This is a genomic window from Lysinibacillus sp. NPDC086135, from assembly GCF_044746345.1.
Taxonomy (GTDB): Bacteria; Bacillota; Bacilli; order Bacillales_A; family Planococcaceae; genus Lysinibacillus.
The window spans coordinates 185628-205428 of sequence record NZ_JBIVCA010000004.1 but is presented as its reverse complement, the minus strand read 5'-3'; the positions used below and the strand labels follow the sequence as shown (position 1 = coordinate 205428).

At 33.7% G+C, this 19801-nt stretch carries 17 protein-coding genes, 1 pseudogene and 1 riboswitch; of the genes and pseudogenes, 4 read left to right on the top strand and 14 right to left on the bottom strand.

Features of this window, described 5'->3' with window-relative positions; translation table 11 throughout:
- Window positions 1-171 precede the first annotated feature (171 nt).
- Window positions 172-936, top strand: coding sequence for a YheC/YheD family protein (locus tag ACIPKN_RS07855; protein ID WP_400934793.1), 765 nt, complete (start codon window positions 172-174; stop codon window positions 934-936).
- Between the two features lie 656 nt (window positions 937-1592).
- Here ACIPKN_RS07855 and add read toward each other — a convergent pair.
- The 4 genes from add to ACIPKN_RS07835 form a co-directional block, all read right to left on the bottom strand.
- Complete coding sequence (add, locus tag ACIPKN_RS07850; RefSeq protein ID WP_400934791.1) at window positions 1593-2585, bottom strand: adenosine deaminase; 993 nt, start codon at window positions 2583-2585, stop codon at window positions 1593-1595.
- A gap of 63 nt (window positions 2586-2648) precedes the next feature.
- A riboswitch (purine riboswitch) is annotated at window positions 2649-2747 on the bottom strand.
- A gap of 286 nt (window positions 2748-3033) precedes the next feature.
- The gene (locus ACIPKN_RS07845) at window positions 3034-3426 is read right to left on the bottom strand and encodes an alpha-helical endospore appendage domain-containing protein (protein ID WP_400934789.1); all 393 of its coding nucleotides are present in this window, start codon (window positions 3424-3426) and stop codon (window positions 3034-3036) included.
- 482 nt (window positions 3427-3908) lie between these two features.
- Window positions 3909-4031, bottom strand: coding sequence for an IS66 family insertion sequence element accessory protein TnpB (gene tnpB / locus ACIPKN_RS07840; protein WP_400934787.1), 123 nt, complete (start codon window positions 4029-4031; stop codon window positions 3909-3911).
- 426 nt (window positions 4032-4457) lie between these two features.
- The gene (locus ACIPKN_RS07835) at window positions 4458-4760 is read right to left on the bottom strand and encodes an alpha-helical endospore appendage domain-containing protein (RefSeq protein WP_400934785.1); all 303 of its coding nucleotides are present in this window, start codon (window positions 4758-4760) and stop codon (window positions 4458-4460) included.
- A 720-nt stretch (window positions 4761-5480) separates the two neighbouring features.
- On the opposite strand from ACIPKN_RS07835, the gene ACIPKN_RS07830 reads away from it, so the two are divergent.
- Complete coding sequence (locus tag ACIPKN_RS07830; RefSeq protein WP_400934784.1) at window positions 5481-5837, top strand: alpha-helical endospore appendage domain-containing protein; 357 nt, start codon at window positions 5481-5483, stop codon at window positions 5835-5837.
- 238 nt (window positions 5838-6075) lie between these two features.
- Here ACIPKN_RS07830 and ACIPKN_RS07825 read toward each other — a convergent pair.
- The 5 genes and pseudogenes from ACIPKN_RS07825 to ACIPKN_RS07805 all read right to left on the bottom strand — a co-directional run.
- Window positions 6076-6315 (bottom strand): annotated as a pseudogene (locus ACIPKN_RS07825) (transposase); the annotation flags it as partial.
- A gap of 124 nt (window positions 6316-6439) precedes the next feature.
- Window positions 6440-7291: an alpha-helical endospore appendage domain-containing protein gene (locus ACIPKN_RS07820; protein ID WP_400934782.1), complete on the bottom strand. Its 852-nt coding sequence runs from the start codon at window positions 7289-7291 to the stop codon at window positions 6440-6442.
- 843 nt (window positions 7292-8134) lie between these two features.
- Complete coding sequence (locus ACIPKN_RS07815; RefSeq protein WP_400934781.1) at window positions 8135-8767, bottom strand: hypothetical protein; 633 nt, start codon at window positions 8765-8767, stop codon at window positions 8135-8137.
- Window positions 8768-8769: 2 nt separating this feature from the next.
- The gene (locus ACIPKN_RS07810) at window positions 8770-10743 is read right to left on the bottom strand and encodes a tetratricopeptide repeat-containing glycosyltransferase family 2 protein (RefSeq protein WP_400934779.1); all 1974 of its coding nucleotides are present in this window, start codon (window positions 10741-10743) and stop codon (window positions 8770-8772) included.
- Between the two features lie 7 nt (window positions 10744-10750).
- Window positions 10751-11440: a glycosyltransferase family protein gene (locus ACIPKN_RS07805; RefSeq protein WP_400934777.1), complete on the bottom strand. Its 690-nt coding sequence runs from the start codon at window positions 11438-11440 to the stop codon at window positions 10751-10753.
- Window positions 11441-11511: 71 nt separating this feature from the next.
- Here ACIPKN_RS07805 and ACIPKN_RS07800 point away from each other — a divergent pair, with 71 nt between their 5' ends.
- Window positions 11512-12612 carry a glycosyltransferase gene (locus tag ACIPKN_RS07800; protein ID WP_400934776.1) on the top strand — a complete coding sequence of 367 codons (1101 nt, stop codon included), beginning with the start codon at window positions 11512-11514 and terminating at the stop codon, window positions 12610-12612.
- Window positions 12613-12782: 170 nt separating this feature from the next.
- On the opposite strand, the gene ACIPKN_RS07795 is transcribed toward ACIPKN_RS07800, so the two are convergent.
- The 5 genes from ACIPKN_RS07795 to ACIPKN_RS07775 form a co-directional block, all read right to left on the bottom strand.
- Window positions 12783-13172, bottom strand: coding sequence for a hypothetical protein (locus ACIPKN_RS07795; RefSeq protein ID WP_400934774.1), 390 nt, complete (start codon window positions 13170-13172; stop codon window positions 12783-12785).
- Window positions 13165-13842, bottom strand: coding sequence for an ABC transporter ATP-binding protein (locus tag ACIPKN_RS07790; RefSeq protein WP_400934773.1), 678 nt, complete (start codon window positions 13840-13842; stop codon window positions 13165-13167). Before ACIPKN_RS07790 ends, ACIPKN_RS07795 begins: the two co-directional genes overlap by 8 nt.
- A gap of 6 nt (window positions 13843-13848) precedes the next feature.
- Window positions 13849-15282, bottom strand: a complete 1434-nt coding sequence (locus ACIPKN_RS07785; RefSeq protein ID WP_400934771.1) for an ABC transporter permease — start codon at window positions 15280-15282, stop codon at window positions 13849-13851.
- 884 nt (window positions 15283-16166) lie between these two features.
- Window positions 16167-17588: a sensor histidine kinase gene (locus tag ACIPKN_RS07780; protein ID WP_400934769.1), complete on the bottom strand. Its 1422-nt coding sequence runs from the start codon at window positions 17586-17588 to the stop codon at window positions 16167-16169.
- On the bottom strand, window positions 17578-18246 hold the full coding sequence (locus ACIPKN_RS07775) for a response regulator transcription factor (protein WP_400934768.1): 669 nt from the start codon (window positions 18244-18246) through the stop codon (window positions 17578-17580). The genes ACIPKN_RS07780 and ACIPKN_RS07775 overlap by 11 nt, the downstream gene beginning before the upstream one ends.
- A gap of 1180 nt (window positions 18247-19426) precedes the next feature.
- Between ACIPKN_RS07775 and ACIPKN_RS07770 the strand changes: the two genes are divergently transcribed.
- On the top strand, window positions 19427-19801 hold a 375-nt coding region (locus tag ACIPKN_RS07770; RefSeq protein ID WP_400934767.1), incomplete at its 3' end, for a collagen-like triple helix repeat-containing protein.

Sequence of the window (19801 nt, the reverse complement as noted above, 5' to 3'; positions counted from 1 at the left end):
TAAATTGAGTATGAACTCTAGCAGAAAAATGGGAGAGATTTATCGTGTTACCAAGCCCCACCCATGCAAAATAAATCTATTTACATACAATACAGTAACCTCTATACGTGGAGAGGACTACACTATTAATACAAAAGAAATATAAATATCTTACTGAATGAGGTGCGTTTATTGAAAAATACACTTGGAAAATGGCAACAATTCTTACTTTTAACACAAAATCCTTTAACATCTAACTTCATTCCAGAATCAACACCTTACAGTCTAGAAAACCTAATCGATTTATTAAATAGGTATGAGTATGTTTATGTGAAACATAATAGCACTGGACAAGGAAGAGCAATTTATAAAGTCTACAAAAGAAAAGATGGACATTATTGTTTTAACGGTTTTACCATGCAAGGTGAAGAAATAAATAAGTGTGTGGCAGCAATTGAGGATTTCCATCAAGTTCTACATCCATATGAGAAACATGATAGATTAAGCGGAATTTATATTATACAGGAGGGGGTCATAAGTCTTACCCCTGATGGGCATTCTACATCCATTCGTGTTCATGTTCAAAATCTTAAGGGAGAATGGATAATTGGTGGGATTTACGGAAGGATCGCAACTGAGGATCATGGGATTGTCAATTCAAATCGGGGTTCTCAAATAATACCGATTGATGAATTATTATCAGACTATATGATGATGGATACTACAAAGAAAGATAAAACAATAGATTCTCTAAAAGAAGATTCAATTTTAGCAGCTGAAGTAATAGCATCCCACTTTCCTTGTAGAGAATATGGCATTGATTTCGGATTAAATCTTGAAGGGAAACCTATATTATTTGAAGTAAATACAACGCCAAGCATAAGTAGTTTTGCCAAAATTGATAGGGCGATCTGGAAGAAAATTGTTGAAATTAGGAAAATGCAAAATGAAAGCTAAGTTTGAAATGTAGTGACGTATTTTTTATTAAATTCGAAAAGCCTAGTAGATCAGCATAGCATACAATAGATTTAAATAACTCTGGATTTTTAGGATTATTCAGGAAACACTTTTACCAGACGTTATTAAAAAATAAAAGATAACCTCTTTAGAATATTTCACTATAAGAGGTTATTTTTTATCAAACTTTATTATTTATTATTAATCTAATTACGGAGGAAAAAATGAATATCAAAAAAAACTGTGTGTTAGTGCTGCCATTTTAATTTCATTTTTATTTCAGCTCTAGTTGGTACTGAACTGCTACATATACATATGGACCTTATTTCTTTTAACGGCTAGCTTAATGGAACAATATTATACTCTAAAGCCTAAAAAATAAATTCTGTTGGCGTCTAAACTTTAAGACCTTAAAGTTATACCATTCTCAAGCTTTTCTTGACCAAATGACAATCAGAATAAAGATTAAAGATAATAGACCTCCATCTAAAGATAATGTTACATAGCTTGCGTTAGCTACTACCATGTCTGAGAGAGCACCACTAGAAGCCCCTGCTCTTTCTTCACAATCTGCTAATATTAAAGATTAGTTTTTATAATAGTTAAAAAATATGTTCGCGTACGGGGATTATTTTTGTTGCTAAATTTAATTTTCTTTAATATTGCGCAAAGCACCATTCTTTAGTTTGTTGGTCGGCAAAGGATGCTTCTACACTATTTAAATAGATTTGCCGATAATCTTCTTCACTTAGATTAAATTCGTTGTTAACTAAATGGATTTCATTTGCCATAGTAGTATCTGATACTGTTCTGTTATCCGTATTAAATGTCACTTTTATTCCATCTTTATGAAACTTATAAATCGGATGTTCAGAATAATGATGAACAGCTTTCGTTTGGACATTACTTGTTGGACACATTTCAAGCACTACCTGTCTTTCTTTCACAATCTTATAAGCCTCGGCACAATCTTTAATAAATACTCCGTGTCCTATTCTTTCAGCACCCAACAGTTCAACCGCCTCTAGTACGTTTTTACCAATTCCCGTTTCACCGGCATGAATAGTGACTCTGTAGCCATATTCTTTCGCCAAAGCGATTGGATCTACAAATTTTTCACAAAAGCCTGCTTCTTCAGATGCACATAGGTCAATTGCCACCACACCTTTTCCAAGGAACTTTTTCCCCTTTTCAACTACTTCAAATGCGCTTTCTACAGACATTGTCCTCATGCAAGACAAGATTATATTTCCCTTTATTTCGGAGCAGCTTTCAGCGTCCCTCATCCCCTCTATAACAGATTGAATAACTTCTTCAACATCAAGACCTTGTAATGTATGAAGTAACGGGGCAAATCGGACTTCTAAATATTTCACATTTTCTCTTGCTGCATCCTCAAATAGCTCAAAAGTAATTCTTCTTAAGTTCTCCTTGGACTGCATGACTAAATTAGGAAGAGAAAATCTTTTTAAATATTCATCAAGGGATTCACATTCTAACGGAGCAATCAGCTCCTTTTGCAGTTCATCCTTATCAAAAGAGGGTAACTGAATACCTTCCTTCTGTGCAATATCGATAATAGTTTCACCCCTTAGGCTTCCATCCAAATGACAGTGAAGTTCAATTTTGGGCAATGCTAAAAAGTTCATTGTTGACCTCCTAAAATAAATTTTCAGATAAATACAAAAAAATTCCTGACTACAAAGAAAATACAAGTTTTGTACTTTCTTCGTAATCAGGAATTTCGGTTCCTGGTAGAGACCCCCAAACCATATTATTGGAGTTATACGAAAATTTATTGATTCCTTAATGTTTTTTTAAATAATAATAAAAAAATATTAGATTGTCAACATAGTCCCTAACACCGATTGATTATTGTAAAAATATATTCTACAATAAAAAATCTCCATTTACCTTTTTCAACAAAACTGCTTCGTTCGTTTAAGTACAAGGTTCTTTTGATTTACATTTCGGAGTTGCTTATGCCAACAAAAGAACTAACTTTATTGGCAAGAACAATTTGATTTTTGCCGAGTTTGTCTACAGTATAAAGGAAGCATAAAAAAGTGCTCCCTTCTAAAAATCAATAATACTGTGCTATTCCATGTTACCAATATCAAGATTGGTATTTTTGTTTTGATTTTCAATTTGACTAACTATTTTTTTTTTGGGGTTATACTCTTGGTTCCAGTCATCACACATAAGGTCTATGATATTTTGCAATTTCGATTGCAAAACTATTTCTTTTTTGGTAACAGAATCTAGTGTTTTACGGACACTATCATTAATCCTTAATAAATCAGTTATTGAAGCTGGGTGTCTTAAACCTGGGATTAAACCTAAAGCATATTGAATCTTTTCCCCTTCAGCATTAATAATATGACTTAATCCCAACTCTTCAAAAGCAATAGATGAAAGTAATAAATTTAATGCCTCGTTCCTGGAAATAGTAATTGAAGCTGTGATGTTCGGTATATTAGGAAAACTCATGAAAAACCCCTTCCATTAGCTAATTTTTAATTTACATGTTTATTGTATGATGTGTATTTCGATTTATGTCATATAAAATGTCAAATCAAGTCGAACAGCTCTGAATCCTTTAATAGCATATGGAGATGAAAATCTTTTTAGGTCCCTTATTGAAATTAGTATTTAATACGCTCCTCATACGGTAGAGAGATGAAATCTAAGGGGGTATTTATATGGCTAGAAGTAAATATAAATATGTACAGTTTCTCTCGTTTAAGGGTGTACAAAATCACTCGTTTTCCGAGGTTAAATAATACTTTAATCGGTATGAAACACCAACGATTGTGACAATGCTTACATGATGTAAAATACGATCTTAATCGCCTTCGCTAGAAAATGCAGGAATCTCTTTCTCGTGTTTCATAACGAATACCACTATGCAAAGAAGATAAGCGATATCTTTCTCAAAGTAATTACCTTTTGCTGCTGGAGCAATAATCGATCTAAGAGCAACGAAGCTCCTGCTGTGAAAGGTTCCGCATTTCCTTTTCATCTTTTGGCCATTGCAGTTTCCCATTTTCTTGCCGTTTATAAAGTATGACAAAGCCATCCCCATCGAAGCACAAACATTTATAACATCTCTACAAGTTCCATCAATGCCTTTTCACACATCCGTATTGCCACAAATGATATAGATGTTTTGCACACTCGTAAAATCATGCTTCATCGATTACCCAACTCCTTCATGATCGTTTGGATGATGTGTTCATCTACGCCATTAAAGAAGGAAATATAGCACCAACTGTTTTAATGATACAGCTTGGTTCAGGGGAAAATTGCGTTGAATTATTAAAAGGATACTTGTCCGTGCTGGGTATCCAGTATCACAGGGACAATTGTTAGTTTGGTAGTTGACATAAAGAAGCACCCCCTTTTTTGATGTCTATCATTCCGGGAGTGCATGGTTATTTATATACGTTATTTGATTACGGGCTTACATTCCAATTTAACTATGAATCTATTTTCACTTCTTTTGATGTAACTATAAGTGATTAGTCACCTGTCAAAAGATCCACGATGTTTTGCAATTTTGATTGCAAAACCAGTTCTTTTCTTGTAACAGAATCTAATGTTTTACGCACACTATCATTAATGCTTAATAAATCAGGTATTGAAGCTGGTTGGGTTAAACCCGGGATCAATCCTAAAGCATATTGAATTTTTTCTCCCTCTGCATTAATAATATGGCTTAATCCCAACTCTTCAAAAGCAATAGATGAAAGTAATAAGTTTAATACTTCATCCCTAGTAATAGTAATTGAAGCTGTAATATTGGGTATGTTAGGAAAACTCATGAAAAAACCCCTTCCATTAACGATTTTTTGATTACATGTTTATTGTATGATGAGTATTTATATTTGTGTCATATAAATTGTCAAATCAAGTCGAACATAACTCATGAATACCTCAGGCATATTGGAGTCGAGAATCTTTCTGGGTCCTTGATTTTCAAAAGAAATGCCATGTACGTAGCATCGAAAAAACGCTATACAAGGCATTTGAAATTGGTGCAACTATCACACATTAGCGCGTGTAGCGAAAACACCTGAGACAACGGTTGCTCGTATCATGAAAAAGAAGCTTCGTTTTCAACAAGCCTGTCAACACAAGACATCTCATTGTCACATCTCTTGCTTGGATTCGATGATTTTGCCATTCTCAGGGGGTATACGTACAATACCGGTTTGCATGACTTACGAAATGACACACGTCTAAATATTACTCCAGGACACACCATCCTTGAATTAGAGGCATATTTCAGCGAACATGTGACCTGCGCATTAAAACCCGATTGCCATTGTTCTGTATTTGGCAAAAACTTATCATACATTCGCCAAAAAAATGTTTTCCCTACGGAATTGGGAAGGAGTTCTTGTACGAATTTGGACTCAATTATGCCAAGGCATAATTGGGTCAAGAATAAAGCTTGGACAATATGAATATATTGATTTGCGTAATTATTTTTAAATTGGTGAAGAAAAAATTGGAAACATTTGAGGTGATTTAAATTGTCGATGCCCAACATACCTGATATTAAGCCAGATATAAATCTTAGTAAAAAAGACATTGCAAATTTATTACTTTCATCAATTGCGATGGAAGAATTAGGTTTAGCTGAGATTATTAAAGCACAAGGAAGAAAACTAGATAAGATAACTAGAGAAACGTGTGATATTAATATTTTGTTAGAAGCTAATAGTAATGTAAATCAGTTATTAAAAACAATTGTTAAAAAAGAAATGCTTCTATTAATGAAATTAGAAAGTGTTGTTGATTTTACTGAAATACATGAAGTGAAATGCAAAAAACATTGTAGGCATGAAAAAGAGTGTGAATGTGAGTGTGAATATGAAGATTATGATTGCAAATAACACGGTCGATTAATGGGTGAAGTCACGAAATGAGCGTAACTATTGTTCCCTAAATTCAGTTGGGCATTTAGAGGTGATTGTTGGTGATAATACGGAGAAAAATGGAGAAAAATGGAGAAAAATTGTCAAGCCATTATAACTTAGACTTACGATAGGTGGCATATGCTAATCTAATTGTAGACTTCGGGACACCTCCATGGCATAGGAATCGTTCCTTGCGTTCAGTGAGAAGTTTCTACCAGTTGTATGCAGATTCAGTTGGCGTAAACGTCTAGGCTAGCGCATCATTTGAGACATCTTCACGAATGTCAACTGCGATTAAACTGCTTCTTTGGACACCTCTTCACGACCTACTGGAATATACATCGCGTCTAAATAAACGCAGGGCTATTTCTGCATTTATTTAGACGTTTGTTAGAGGCTACTACCTGTTCTGTCTCACTATTGTCATATTAGAAATTACCATATCGGTGTAATGAAGGCTCTATATTTTTAAACCAGTCCTTCTGATATCGGCATCTCCTTTTGACGTGTCGTTCAATGCATTAGATGATAAATAATAATGCTAGGGGTTATAATAATATTCGTCATAGGCTAATGCACTAACCAATCTGCATAATTGTCAATGAAGCGCCAAGCGTACCGTTACTAGCCGTCGTAGTATTTGTGTTATCATCATTGAACATCTGTAGAACGTTAACGCCAGGTCCAGTGTTTAGAATGTATGCTCCTGAGAGTTGTGTATCGACCCCAACAGCGCCTCCGTTGCCGACATGACTCCCAAAAAGGGGAACCCCGTTCAGGCGAAGCGCGAATCCGATACCGCCAGTTGGCGTCTCAAACCCTTCCAAATAGCTATTGATCCAATAGACGCTGTTCGGACTTAGATTGATATCTGGTGATCCAGGTGTATGTGTAATACCGATTCCATTGCTATTTATATTTGAATCAAACATATAAGACGACCCTGGTGTAACTACTTGCTGAATGAAGCTTCCTACTTTGATGTTGTTGGCTGTAAACGTACCGCCTGTAGCTCCCGTTAGCCCTGTAGCCCCAGTGACACCTGTGGCTCCAGTTGACCCTGCACCTGTGGCTCCAGTGGCACCTGTTGCACCAGCGGCTCCAGTGGCACCTGTTGCACCTGTTGTACCTACTACAGAAGGAGCAGCTAAGATATTTTCCAGTTTAGTTTGAAGGAGCAGTTCCTTCTTAATTAATCCTTGTATGGTAGTTTGAACACTTGCATTAACCTCCAGCAACTCATTAAGGGTCGCCGGAACCGATAGTCCTGGCAATGTACCGACTGCGTATTGAATTTTTTCCGCTTCGGCATTAATGATGTGTCCTAGCCCTAACTCTTCAATCGCTATAGAAGCTAATAAGAGGTTCAAGGCGTCATCTCTAGTAATAGTGATGCTAGGGGTTATATTAGGAATATTCGCTTGTGACATTGTCTTCATCCTTTCTTCATTTGTCGATTTAATAGAGAAGTCTTCCTCTTTTAAGTCGTATAATGCAGGATATGATTTTTTTTCATTAACGGTATGAGCTTTCAACCCGTTAAGAAGCTATTTTTACAAATACATACCAAAGAATGAATCTCACTAGAGTTGGACGAAAAGAGCCCGGAATCACCCCCGGACTTAGACTCTCGTTTCCTATATTCCGATATACTGTATCCTGAACTGAACATGAAGTATGATATCAGATATCTACGCTATGTTTACAAGTGAATATATAAAAAATAGGACCAGAACTCACTTCAATAAGGAGTACTGGTCCGTCTGTGTTCATGCAAATATATGGGATGAGACGTTTTATATAGCGTATGACAATATCTCCGCATATTAGTATTATATAAGGAAGCTTCTAGAGTAATTTTTTTGATTAGTAAATAGGTTCTTTATGTTCATTATAAATAAAAGTACTCTGTAAGAAGGTAGTGACCCCTCAAAGTTAGAGTTTTTATTATGCAGCCAGTTTTTGTTATAGTTATCGTTCGGTTTTCTTCTTTAATTCTTCATATGAGCCATATATTCATTAACGACATTTATTTTGAATTCTTCACTGTATTTCGCCCAAAAAACACCCTTAAAGTAGAATTTTGACTCCTTCTTTAGGGGTGCAGGACCTTTTATGTCTTTTACAGGGTACTTTTATAACAGCTAGCAAGTATTTGATGCCTATGATCGTACAAACACATAGCCGATTCTCGTAAGATTTTCATCACCACTAATTCCTCTAAATCCATAGAGAAAAGCCTATATCCCCCCTTTTAATCGTAAAACGATAAATTAGTCATCATCATTACGATTCCATACTTTTTTATTATCTATCCAAATATTTTCCCTTTTATTCCTTTGAGAAAATATACTTTTATCTCTTGGGCTACTAATATTTTCACTTGTAGTATTATTTTGAGAAGAAACATTTTTATCTCTTGAGCTAATAATGCTTTCATCTGCATGATTTGTATTAATTAAATCAATTAATTTTGGATCTATCTCAATCAAAAACGTACTGTAATTATGTTTTATTCCTAATAAGATAAAATTGAGATGGGTACATTCCACTTTCTTATTCAGTTGATATTGCTCTAATTTTTTGTTCAGAAGATGTAACAATTTATTGCCAATAACCAGCTTTTCAATTAACTTTTCTGTAAAAGAAGTTTCTATCACATCATTGAACTCAACCATTATTTTTTTGTATATATTATATTTTTGCATATCAGATATTTGTTGACCATGAATTTTAGTAAATAAAAAAGTTAAATTTTCTATAACCAAATCATGTTTTGATTCATCTTCAATTGCTGTTTTAATTAATTTTCCTGCTACATTATAAAGATAATGTCTTGAAATTTCCTTTTCGATACAAAATGAAAAATCTACTTTTTTTGCAAGGGCATCGTTTAAACAACTCATTTTCATTCCCCTTTTTGTTTGAATGAATTTTTATATTTCCATTGCTCTATTTCTTCTAGGTCTTCTTTTCTGTATATATGAAAAGCAGGGTAGGTCGTTTCTACATACATAGAAAAGTCGAGTACTGCTGCTCTTATACAAAAATGACGGTCTTCACCAACATAAGAAACATTATAAATTTTGTTGAAGTTTACACCAGCATTTATTACATTCTTACTTATAAGTGTGCACGCACCTAGTCCTCCGACCTTATATATCCCTGGAACTTTCATTTTCATAATAAATTCAATGGATTTAAGTTTAATCTCACTTTCAGAAAGAGTATGTTGATCTTCCTTATTGAATAGTTGATATTCGTCTTGCATCCAAACTTGTGGCATTTCAATAGCATCGGGTGTCCACTTGGTCCAGAATATATTTGATATAATATCCTTGTTTGCTTTAAGCAAATTAACTAAAGTTTTGGGATGTAACACTAAATCTGAATCTATTAAGAATACATAGTCAAAATCTTTTTCTTTAGCATAATGAAGGATATGATTTTTCATACTTGACACATGATGTACATTATTAGGGGTCCAGTAATGTGTGACATCATTCTTAATATATTCATATTTATTTTTTGTTTCAATAATGGAAACCTCTCGATTAGTAGAGAAGTTTTTAAGTAGTTTCTTTGATGTCAGATCATCATTATCGTCAAAGAATAAGTAATTTACTTGTACTTCATCACTTTTTTCTAAATTATCAAGTGAATGGAGAAAGTGCATCAAAATATCACTATCTTGTTTAATTGGGCTCCCAATCAGTATTTTGACTTTACCTTTTTTATTTTTCTCAACTGTCTCTGCTTCTACTAAATTAAAGATTTGGTTTTTCATGTCATGTTCTACAGATAATTCATTTTCTCCAAGTTGTTGATTAAAAAATTGTTCATTAAAAATAACACTTGGATGTTCTGGCACATAGTATTTCGCATGATCATGATGAAATTCCGAATTTTTCATGTCCCCCTGCTGATAATATAATGCACATAGTTGTAGATGAGGATACCACGTCCAATATTGTGGTTCTAAAACCGAATATTCCGCTTCAGGTTTACCAATATTTATTGCTGTTAAATACCAGTACGAAGAACTATTAATGTTCCCTTTTTCTTTTAAAATATCCCCCAAAAAACAACAAAATTTCGGTGTGGGTTTAGTATATTCTAGAATGCGTAATAACGCTTGTAGCTGTAAATCGTTCTCGTTAAGTTGACTATAACAGTTTGATAAATTAAAACATGCATTAATATTATCTTCCACCCATCCTTGATTGGAATCTAAGAATGCTCGGTATTGCTCAATAGCTTTTTCATATTTTTTATGATCCAGTAACTCATTCCCAAAATAATAGACATCTCTGGGTGAAAAGTATTCTCCCCTTTTATAGCAATCCATATAGATAAGTAAATTTCGATCTGTATATTTTTTTTCTTTTTGATGTTTGATAGCTATATCACTGTGTAAGATATTTCCGGAAACTAATAAGACTTCGTGAACCTTACCTTCCCATTTAAATTGTCGTTCTCGTTTAGCTAATCTGTGTCTACGTATCTGATAGCCTACATCACCAGATTCACTAACAGATAATATATATGGCATACTTACTGTGTCTATCTCTTCGGATAGATTTTCTTTTAGTTTAATTAATTTCAATTGTTCCTTCTCTTCAATTACATCATCTGCATCTATCCACAGAATATAATCCTTGTTCGCTAAACTAAAGGCATAGTTACGAGCTTTAGAAAAATCATTACACCATTCAAAGTCATATATTTTAGCATCGAATTTTTTTGCTATTTCCTTAGTATCATCAGTAGATCCAGTATCTACAATAATAATCTCATCTACAATATGTTTTACTGATTGTAGACATCGACCTAAAACCTCTTCTTCATTTTTCACTATCATACACAGACTAATTGTTACCATTAATTTTTCAACCCCATTTAATTAAATTTGGATCCTTATCTAATATTGAATGATATTGTTCGAGGCACCCATAAACCCCTCCATTATCCAGCTCCATATATCTTTCATACTTTGCTTTTCTATCTTTCTCTGTTGACCATCCGTAATGTTTAATTTTCACGGTACTATAAAAGTGTTTATACTCAAAAATATTTAATGGAAACCGACCGCAGTGCTGCGCCGTCTCTTTCCAGATATATTGATCAGTAGGTTTGAAGCGAACTAGAAAAGGTCTAAAAGTTCTATGTGCATACCAATATTTATCCTCACGATAATGTGAGTCATTCCACATATCATATAAACGAAAATAGACGGCATCATACATTTGTTGATTTGTAATGATTTCAAATTGTGTAAGAAAAGATGATTCAATCATTTCATCACTATCTAGATTTAATATCCAATCAGGGTTTGTTTGTATTGTCTCATCCCACTGTTGCTTTCTAAGTGTTATTTCATTAAAAAAGCGTGATTCTTTGTTTTCCACAATTTTCAATGGAATCCCAGAGAGTACTTCTTTACAAATTGGAATGGTATCATCTGTACTAGCATCATCTATAATGACAGCAGCGTTAATAAATGGCTTATGTTGCATCAACGCCTTTTTTAAATATCGATCGCCCTCATTTTTCACCACCATTGATAAAGTGATACTCAACAAAAACACTCCTTTTTCTTTTATTCATATTCATAAAGTTTTAAAGGTATACTATTGAGGGAGGAGATTAATTGGATAATTGTTTTGTTTCTATGTGCATGATTGTTAAAAATGAGGAAGAATTCTTACCTGGTTGCCTCAAGAGTGTTCAAGGAATTGTAGATGAAATAATTATTGTGGATACAGGCTCTACGGATTCTTCAATTGAGATTGGTAAAAGTTTCGGAGCAAAAGTAATCTCGCATAAATGGAATAATAATTTTGCAGAAGCAAGGAATATTAGCCTCGAAAATGCGAAAGGTGAATGGATATTAATTCTCGATGCAGATGAAACTCTTGAAAATATCGATAGAGCCATTCTCCATAAATATATTAAGGAATCTAATGTGGATATATTATCATTAGAACTTGTGAATTATTATGGTGATAAAATAGATGAAAATAGAATTTATACTATGGCACAGTCCAGGCTATTTAAAAATCGCCTAGGTTTTAAATTTGAAAATAGTATTCATGAAACAATAAACTTAAATGATTTGGATATGGATGTTCATAACATTCAGCATTTACCTATAAAGATTCATCATTTAGGATACCTTACACAGGTAACAGAGAAGAAGAAAAAAAATGAGCGGAATATGAGTTTGCTTCATTCTGAAATAAAAAACGACAAACATAGTCCGTGGATGGAATATCATCTTGCTAGTGAATACTATCGGCAAAAAAAATACGAAACAGCTTTTTTATATTGTAATGAATCTATTAAAAGGTTTTTGATAGCTGGTTTAAAGCCCTCTTCCCTTTTATATAATCTGAAATATTCAATACTAGTAACTTCCGGATCCTTTAAAGAAGCATTAAAAGGGATTGATAAAGCGATTCTCTTATACCCTGATTACGTTGATTTACACTTTTATAAGGCAGTCTCTCTTTATCATGAAGGTATGTTTAATGAGTGTATTCTAACTTTAGAACATTGTCTTTCATTAGGAGAGAAAAACCTTGCATATTTAACGATGTCTGGTATAGGATCATACCAATCTTTATTTTATCAAGCACTATGTTTTAAAAATAAAGGGAATCCGTTCATGTATAAAAAATTACTTCTAAAGGCACTAGAAATATATCCTGAGTATAAGGAAGCAAAAGATGAATTATTGGGTTTTAGTTAAATGCAATTCATTTTAGAATTTAATACCACACCAGATTAAAAAAGATATGTGACAATACAAAAATAAAAAATTCCTCTTTTAAGAATGTGCATGGCTATATATTGATAAAGAAAAAAAGAAGCATAAAGTACACTCCAAGTGTCACTATGCTTCTTTTTTAAATGAATCCTTTAATTATCTTTTCTTTTTTTCATCATTTTAGTTAACCATTCATCAATTTCTTCATCTTTTTCTATACTTTCCTGTTGAGCAAGGTGAATATTTGTATTTGACTTTCGAATAGGTTGATTGTCTATTTTGTTATTTTGTCTTCCTAATAAAATCGCAGAAACAAATATAAGTATTGCATAAACGAAGTATTGTCCACTACTGCTTAGATAAAATTGGACAATTTCATAATTAAAACTAATAGCTTCAAGTTGCCCTTGTTCAACAAGTGTATTTAAATATTTGCTATTTTCAGAAAAGTTCCAAATACTACATAGAAAAAACAGCATTGCGATAATGAATAATGTAATCTTTAGCATGAAAATTTTATCTGTGATTTTTTTACTAATCATTTTCCTCGTCTCCCAAGTCGATTAAACTGCCATTTTTTATCAAACAAATGTTATCCGCAATTTTTGTCACTTTCTGAGAATGGGTAACAATTATTACACACTTGTTTGCAGAATGGGCTAATTCTGAGAATATTTCCAAAATATCTTTTTCAGTATTTTTATCTAAGTTTCCAGTCGGTTCATCGGCAATTATAATATTGGGGTTATGAGCTAATGCTCTGGCAATGGCTACTCGTTGTTGTTCACCACCAGACAATTTCATTACTGCTCTTGTGGCTTTCTCCTCATTAATCCCAACTTTATTCAGTAACTCCAAAGCGTATTTGTTCTTATTCTTAATTTTGGACTTACTGATATTCATTGAAAGCACAATATTTTCTAGTGCAGTTGCATTTGTTAGCAAGTTATATTGTTGGAAGATAATACCTACATCTTGAGAGCGATATTTGTCACGATTAATCTCATTTAGTGACTTGTCATTAATTAAAACTGTACCGTCTTGACACTTATCTAAACCAGCTACGAGCGACAGTAAGGTAGATTTTCCTGCACCAGATTTACCTACAATGGTATATACTTTACCTTGATTAAATTTATAGTTAATATCTTTAAGGACACGCTTGCCTTTAATATAGGCATATGAAATATCTTTTAATTCTAAACAACTCATATTCTTTTAATTCCTTTCCATCAAAATTTTAATTGGTTCGTACTTCACAATTTTCAACATAGAGCTAACTGCTGATACAGTTGTTAACAATAGTGCAATCATACTTATCTTAAACAATGTAGCCATATTAAGTACGACATCTAAATGTGATAGGGGTTCTTCAACAACGGTATTATTCATTCCACCTACCATCATCATGCCTTGCATTTGTGTGTTTTGAGTGGCTGCTTGAACTGCTTCTATTTGTTGTTGTAGCAACATATCTGCTATTGGCTGTGCCAACATAGTGCCTCCCAAAATACCAATGACGACACAAACCGCAGTAATTAGAAAAACTTCTAACCATAAACTGAATGATACGGTTGATTTTTTCATACCCATTGCTCTTAATACGCCGATTTCATATTTACGTTCGCGAATAGCAATAGATGAAATGACAGCAATAGAAATTCCACCAAATATCAACACGATAATAAGAAATGTTGAAGATACACTACTTAACCCCTCGACTGGACCAACTATTTGATTATAACTATCCATGTCTGTTTTTACGTCGAATAAGTCAGATAGTCCTTTTTCTCCTAGTTCTTCCGTAAATCCGTCAATGTCTTCAGGACTGTTCAAATAATAAGTTGCACCAACTTGAATTCCTCTATAATCATCTTGCATTTTAGCAATAATTGTACCAAAGTTCGAAAGTATTTCATTTCTACGGTTCGTATATGCATTTTGTTGCTGACCGCTTCCATACTCTTCTGTTATATCATCATAAATACCTACTATTTTTAGTTCATATGAAATTGGATAATCTCCAGCGTCCGATTCTCTATCTTCTGGATTCAACTCAGATTCCGCCTTTATTATATCTCCGATACTTAAGTTATTTAATTCTGCAAAGTCACGAGAGATAATTGCCTCGTTTTCTCCATTTGGCATTTCTCCATCAGTCAATTGTCTATATCCCTGATCAAATTCTGTAATATTTGGTGTAGTCAATTTCGTGTAATATTCTGGTATTTCAGAAGTCATACCAGGACCACCCATCATCATTTTGTTGCCAGTGCCACCACCTAAACTTTCGTCAACACTTTCAAGTTCAGGTACTCTTAACCCTATAGAAGCGGAATAGTAACTTTCTTTCAAATAGTCTGAATCGCCAAAAGCAATATATTGTTCAGCTGGAATAGTCGGAATTGCTACCCGTATCTTCCCATCTGTACTATTGCTCATAGCTTCTTCACGCACTTTATCTATATTTGCGGATATAGTTACTTCCGAACCAAAACGACCTTTGTAGTCATTAATAACCGAACTTGACACCTGATTTATCATTAGTGCAGTAACAGACGCTACAATTAAGGCCAGTATTATGATTCCTAGTAATATATTTCGTCCCCTATTCCTCTTAATATTTTTTAGTGCATTACTAATAATATACATTGAAAATCCTCCTTGTTTATATTGGTACTCCTTAGTACAAGTATGAGTATAAGAAACGAATCTAACTTATTTCTAAAGTACAAAAAAACAACTCAAAAATTGAGTTGTTTCTTCATAGTGTTGAAAAACTAAATGGTCGAGGGACTCTTTGTGAACACTACTAAGTCAAATGAAGATGATTTCCGTTCCAGGCTACTCGCTTTGTTGCTGACGCTTCGCTTTCGCACAGAGCAAAGCTTCCTGTGGGCGAGCGACGAGCCGCTTCCTGCGCTGACGCTCCGTGCAGGGTTTCGTCTGTCTCGCTATCCCACGGGAGTCGAGTAGCCTTGCACTCCAATCAGCAATAGTGTAGAACTTTAAATATTTTCTTTCCTTAAAAGTAAAGTAAAAGCATGTTACTCACCATCATTAAATGGATAGAATGGTGGTACAATTCTACAGCTATTAACCTACATTTTATGCATAAAACTACTTTGTAACTTTACATAAAGTATTGCTCTGCTTTCGCATATAAATATGTTATCAAAGCTCCATTTTGACACAATATAGTGATGGCTAAGACTTCAAATTTATCACTATTAATTTGTGTGAAGTACCAGAAGAAAATACTATGGGCAGTGATTGATTGGAGTGTAGACTGAGTGACTCCTCGGGGATTCAGCGTCACAGATGAGACCCTGGAGCGAGCAACGCGAGTGAAGCGGCTCATCGGACGCCCTCAGGAAAGCACTCAGTCGGAACGGAGATCAACCTCTCGTTTTGAAAAAGGGCTATACCTTTTAATTGTCACCTTGATTTCATTGACATAATAGTATTTCAACAACAAGAAGAAACAACTCAAAATTGAGTTGTTTCTTCTTGAATTGGATATTTAGTATGAGTGCTTAAAATATAATAGTGACACATACGCCCTTATCAATATTTTCTATCCGGAAATCAAATCCTTGTATATTTAAAGCTTTTTGGACAATTGTAAGACCCAGTCCACTTTTCCCAATACTAGAAGTGCGAACATTGTCCGTACTGAAAAATGGGTTTGCGATATCTTTTAATATTTTATGCGGAATTTTTGTACCTGTGTTGATAATTTCTAGTTCTATAGAACTACCACGTATTTTTGAAAATACTTTGATTTCTTCACCTGCTTTTGTGTTTTGAATGGCGTTAAGCAATAAATTAGAGAAAATTTTTGACAACAACTTTTTATCCGATTTAATAAACAAAGCATTATCAATAGCACATTCTGCTTTCAACATCTGTTCATCTATAAGAATCCTATACTTTTCCAAAACAATATCAAAGAAAGAAGCCAGATGTATAGATTCTTTTTGAACGATAAAATCAGGATTATCCATATTTACAATCATCAGTAATTCATTAACTAAAGTTGCTTGATGTTGTTGAATAGATAAAAGATTATCTAATTGTTTTGAATAATCTTCTTTCTCTATAACCCCATCTATAATTCCTTCAATCAAACTCATTGATGAAGCAATTGGCGTTTTTAGCTCATGTGATACAGCAGAAAAAAAATACCGCTGATTTTCTTCCATCTTTTTCACCAATGCTATTTCTTTTTGTAAATCCTCTATTGTCTGTTTTAATCTTAAGTGCATAGAGTAAATATCTTCGGATAACTCTCCGATTTCATCAACTCTTTTTGTAGGAGGTTCCACTTCCTCTAACAAGGCCATTTTTTTAGTATCACTTGCTATTTTTTTTATGGGAGAAGTGATTATTTTAGAGAAAAGGAATGAAGCTAAAAGACAAATTATCAGTAGCACAATAAATATCTTGCTCATAGTCGGAAGCATCGTCTTGATAACTTCTTGGGGTCGTAAAGTATTTGAAATTACGATATTTCCCTTGTCAGCCATCTTAAGAGTTAATATAAGTGATTCTCTACTAACCGCTTTAGAATTATCACCTGTCCTTTCTATAAAGCGAGTATTTATACCATCTTTTATAATAGGAGTTTTGTTAAATATAGAAGGGATATTATCAATATCAAATTTAGGGGTTTTGAAAAAAACATCTCCGTCATTAGAAATATAAGCAAAATCAAAAGACCGGTTTTCTTCCGAAAACTGCTTTGTCATTTCAATAATTTTAATTTCATCTGTTTCGTATTGAACGGTATCAATAAGAGAAGCAAAGAGCCTAGAAACTTGCTGACGCTGTGTGATTTCTACAGTATTTTTTAACTGGCTGTAAAAAAAGAAGAAGCAAATGACTAATAGTATTAGCAGTAATCCTAAACTATACAAGAAAAACTTACCAGAAATTTTAAGTTGTCTATTCTTCATTTTCATCACCTAGTCTATATCCTACGCCTTTAATAGTTTTTATAAATTGTTTTGGTAGCTTTTCTCTTAATTTATTCATTGTAGCATGAATGATTCCCTCATTTCCCTCAAAATCATAGCCCCATATTTTGACGAGTATTCTTTCTTTTGGTACGATTTGATTTGGATTTTGAACAAAACTCATAAGTAATTCAAATTCCTTTTTGTTAAGGAAATACTTATTCTCGTCCCATAAAATCTCTTGTGATTCTGGATAAATAATGATTCCATTCAATTCAATACTCTTTTTAAGGATTCCCGTTCGACGTAGGACATTTTCTATGTGAGCCAGCAATATCTTCATTGAAAACGGCTTAGTGAGATAGTCATCCGCTTCATTTTCTAATGCAGTCAAATGATTTTGTTCATCTGATAATGCAGTCATCATAATTATAGGCATTGAATGTAATTGTCGGATTTCTTTTAAAAGTACTTGCCCACTTATTTCTGGCAACATAATATCTAGTAAGCATAAATCATAAGCGTTGGAATATATTTTTTCTAACGCTGCTTGTCCAGAAGTGATCCACTCTGTTTGATAGCCTAATTTTATTAAGTATTTTTCAATCATTTCACCCAAAAACGGGTCATCTTCTACAATTAATACTTTTATCTTCATCTACATACACCTCTACAATATTATAAAAACCTTTTCTAAACCAAATCTAAAATAAATTGTTTTTTTGTTCTTTGCTTAATTTCTAAATTAAGAATCGTGATATAAAGTTGCTTGTTGCTGTTATGCCTTTTTTAGTTGGTGTCCTAAAGAAAAAGCAAAAGTTGTCTTTTTAAGACTAATGTTTACATACTTTTAGCACTACTATATTAAATTAAATCATTACCATTTTTTTGTTACTACACATTTTTTCTTGCGTTTCACAACATGAATACCAAGAGACTTAGCTTTTAAGCCGCTAGTTAGTTCTATAACATCGATTATCATTACTTTTACTGGCATTCTAACCGTTAGCTTATTTGTCCATTCAGGTGTACATATATAATAGGTACTTAGCAACAAAGATTACTTGTGAATTGATTATTTTGGCAAACGATTAGAGCGAAAGTTGAAACGAGAACAACGACTACTAGCTCATAAGCTTGAAGCGATTGATTCATGCGCTTATATATTTGGTTACAATTATCACGTTTTTCTAACCAATTGTAGAAAGGCACAGAACCTGATTTTCTACAAATAATGAATTTTTAATTACCTATTTTCTACCGGACTAAGAAATACGGGGAGATATTGTAATACGCTATATAAAACGTCTCTTCCCATAAAATTTTGAATAAACACAGACGGATCAGTACTCCTTATTGAAGTGAGTTCTGATCCTAATTTTTAATATATTCACTTTATTTGTTCCTTGTTCGTTATAAAGTAATCCCTCACTAGTTTAACCTTCAATTGTAGCTTTAAATGAAATGACTACTTCACCTGCTTCTCTTTCATTTTGTAAACATAGCGTAGATATCTGACATCATACTTCATGTTCAGTTAGGATAAAAAATGGAGGCAGTATGGAATTTAGGAAACGCGAGTCTAAGTCCGAGAGACGTTGGCGATTCCGGGCTCTTTGCGTCCAATTCTAGTGTAATTCGGTATGTATTTGTAAAAATAGCTTCTATGCGGGTTGAAGGCTCATATCGTTAATGAATAAAAATCATATTCTGCATTATACGACTAACAGGAGGGAGACCTCTCTATTAGATCGATAAATTAAGAAAGGATGAAGACATTGTCACAAGCGAATCTTCCTAATATAACCCCTAGTATCACTATTACTAGAGATGACGCCTTGAATCTCTTGTTATCTTCTATAGCGATTGAAGAGTTAGGGCTAGGACACATTATTAATGCCGAAGCGGAGAAAATCCAATACGCTATCGGTACGCTGCCCGGACTTTCGGTTCCAGCAACCATCAATGAGTTGCTACAGGTAAATTCAAGTGTTCAAACTACCATACAAGGATTAATTAAGAAAGAGCTGCTCCTTCAATCTAAACTGGAAAACATCTTGGCCGCTCCTTCTTTAGTAGGTCCAACCGGTGCGACTGGCGCTACAGGGCCTTCTGGTGGAACTCCAGGAGCTACTGGTGTGACAGGAGCTACTGGCGCTACTGGTGTGGCAGGAGTTACTGGTGCTACCGGTGTGACTGGCGCTACTGGTGTG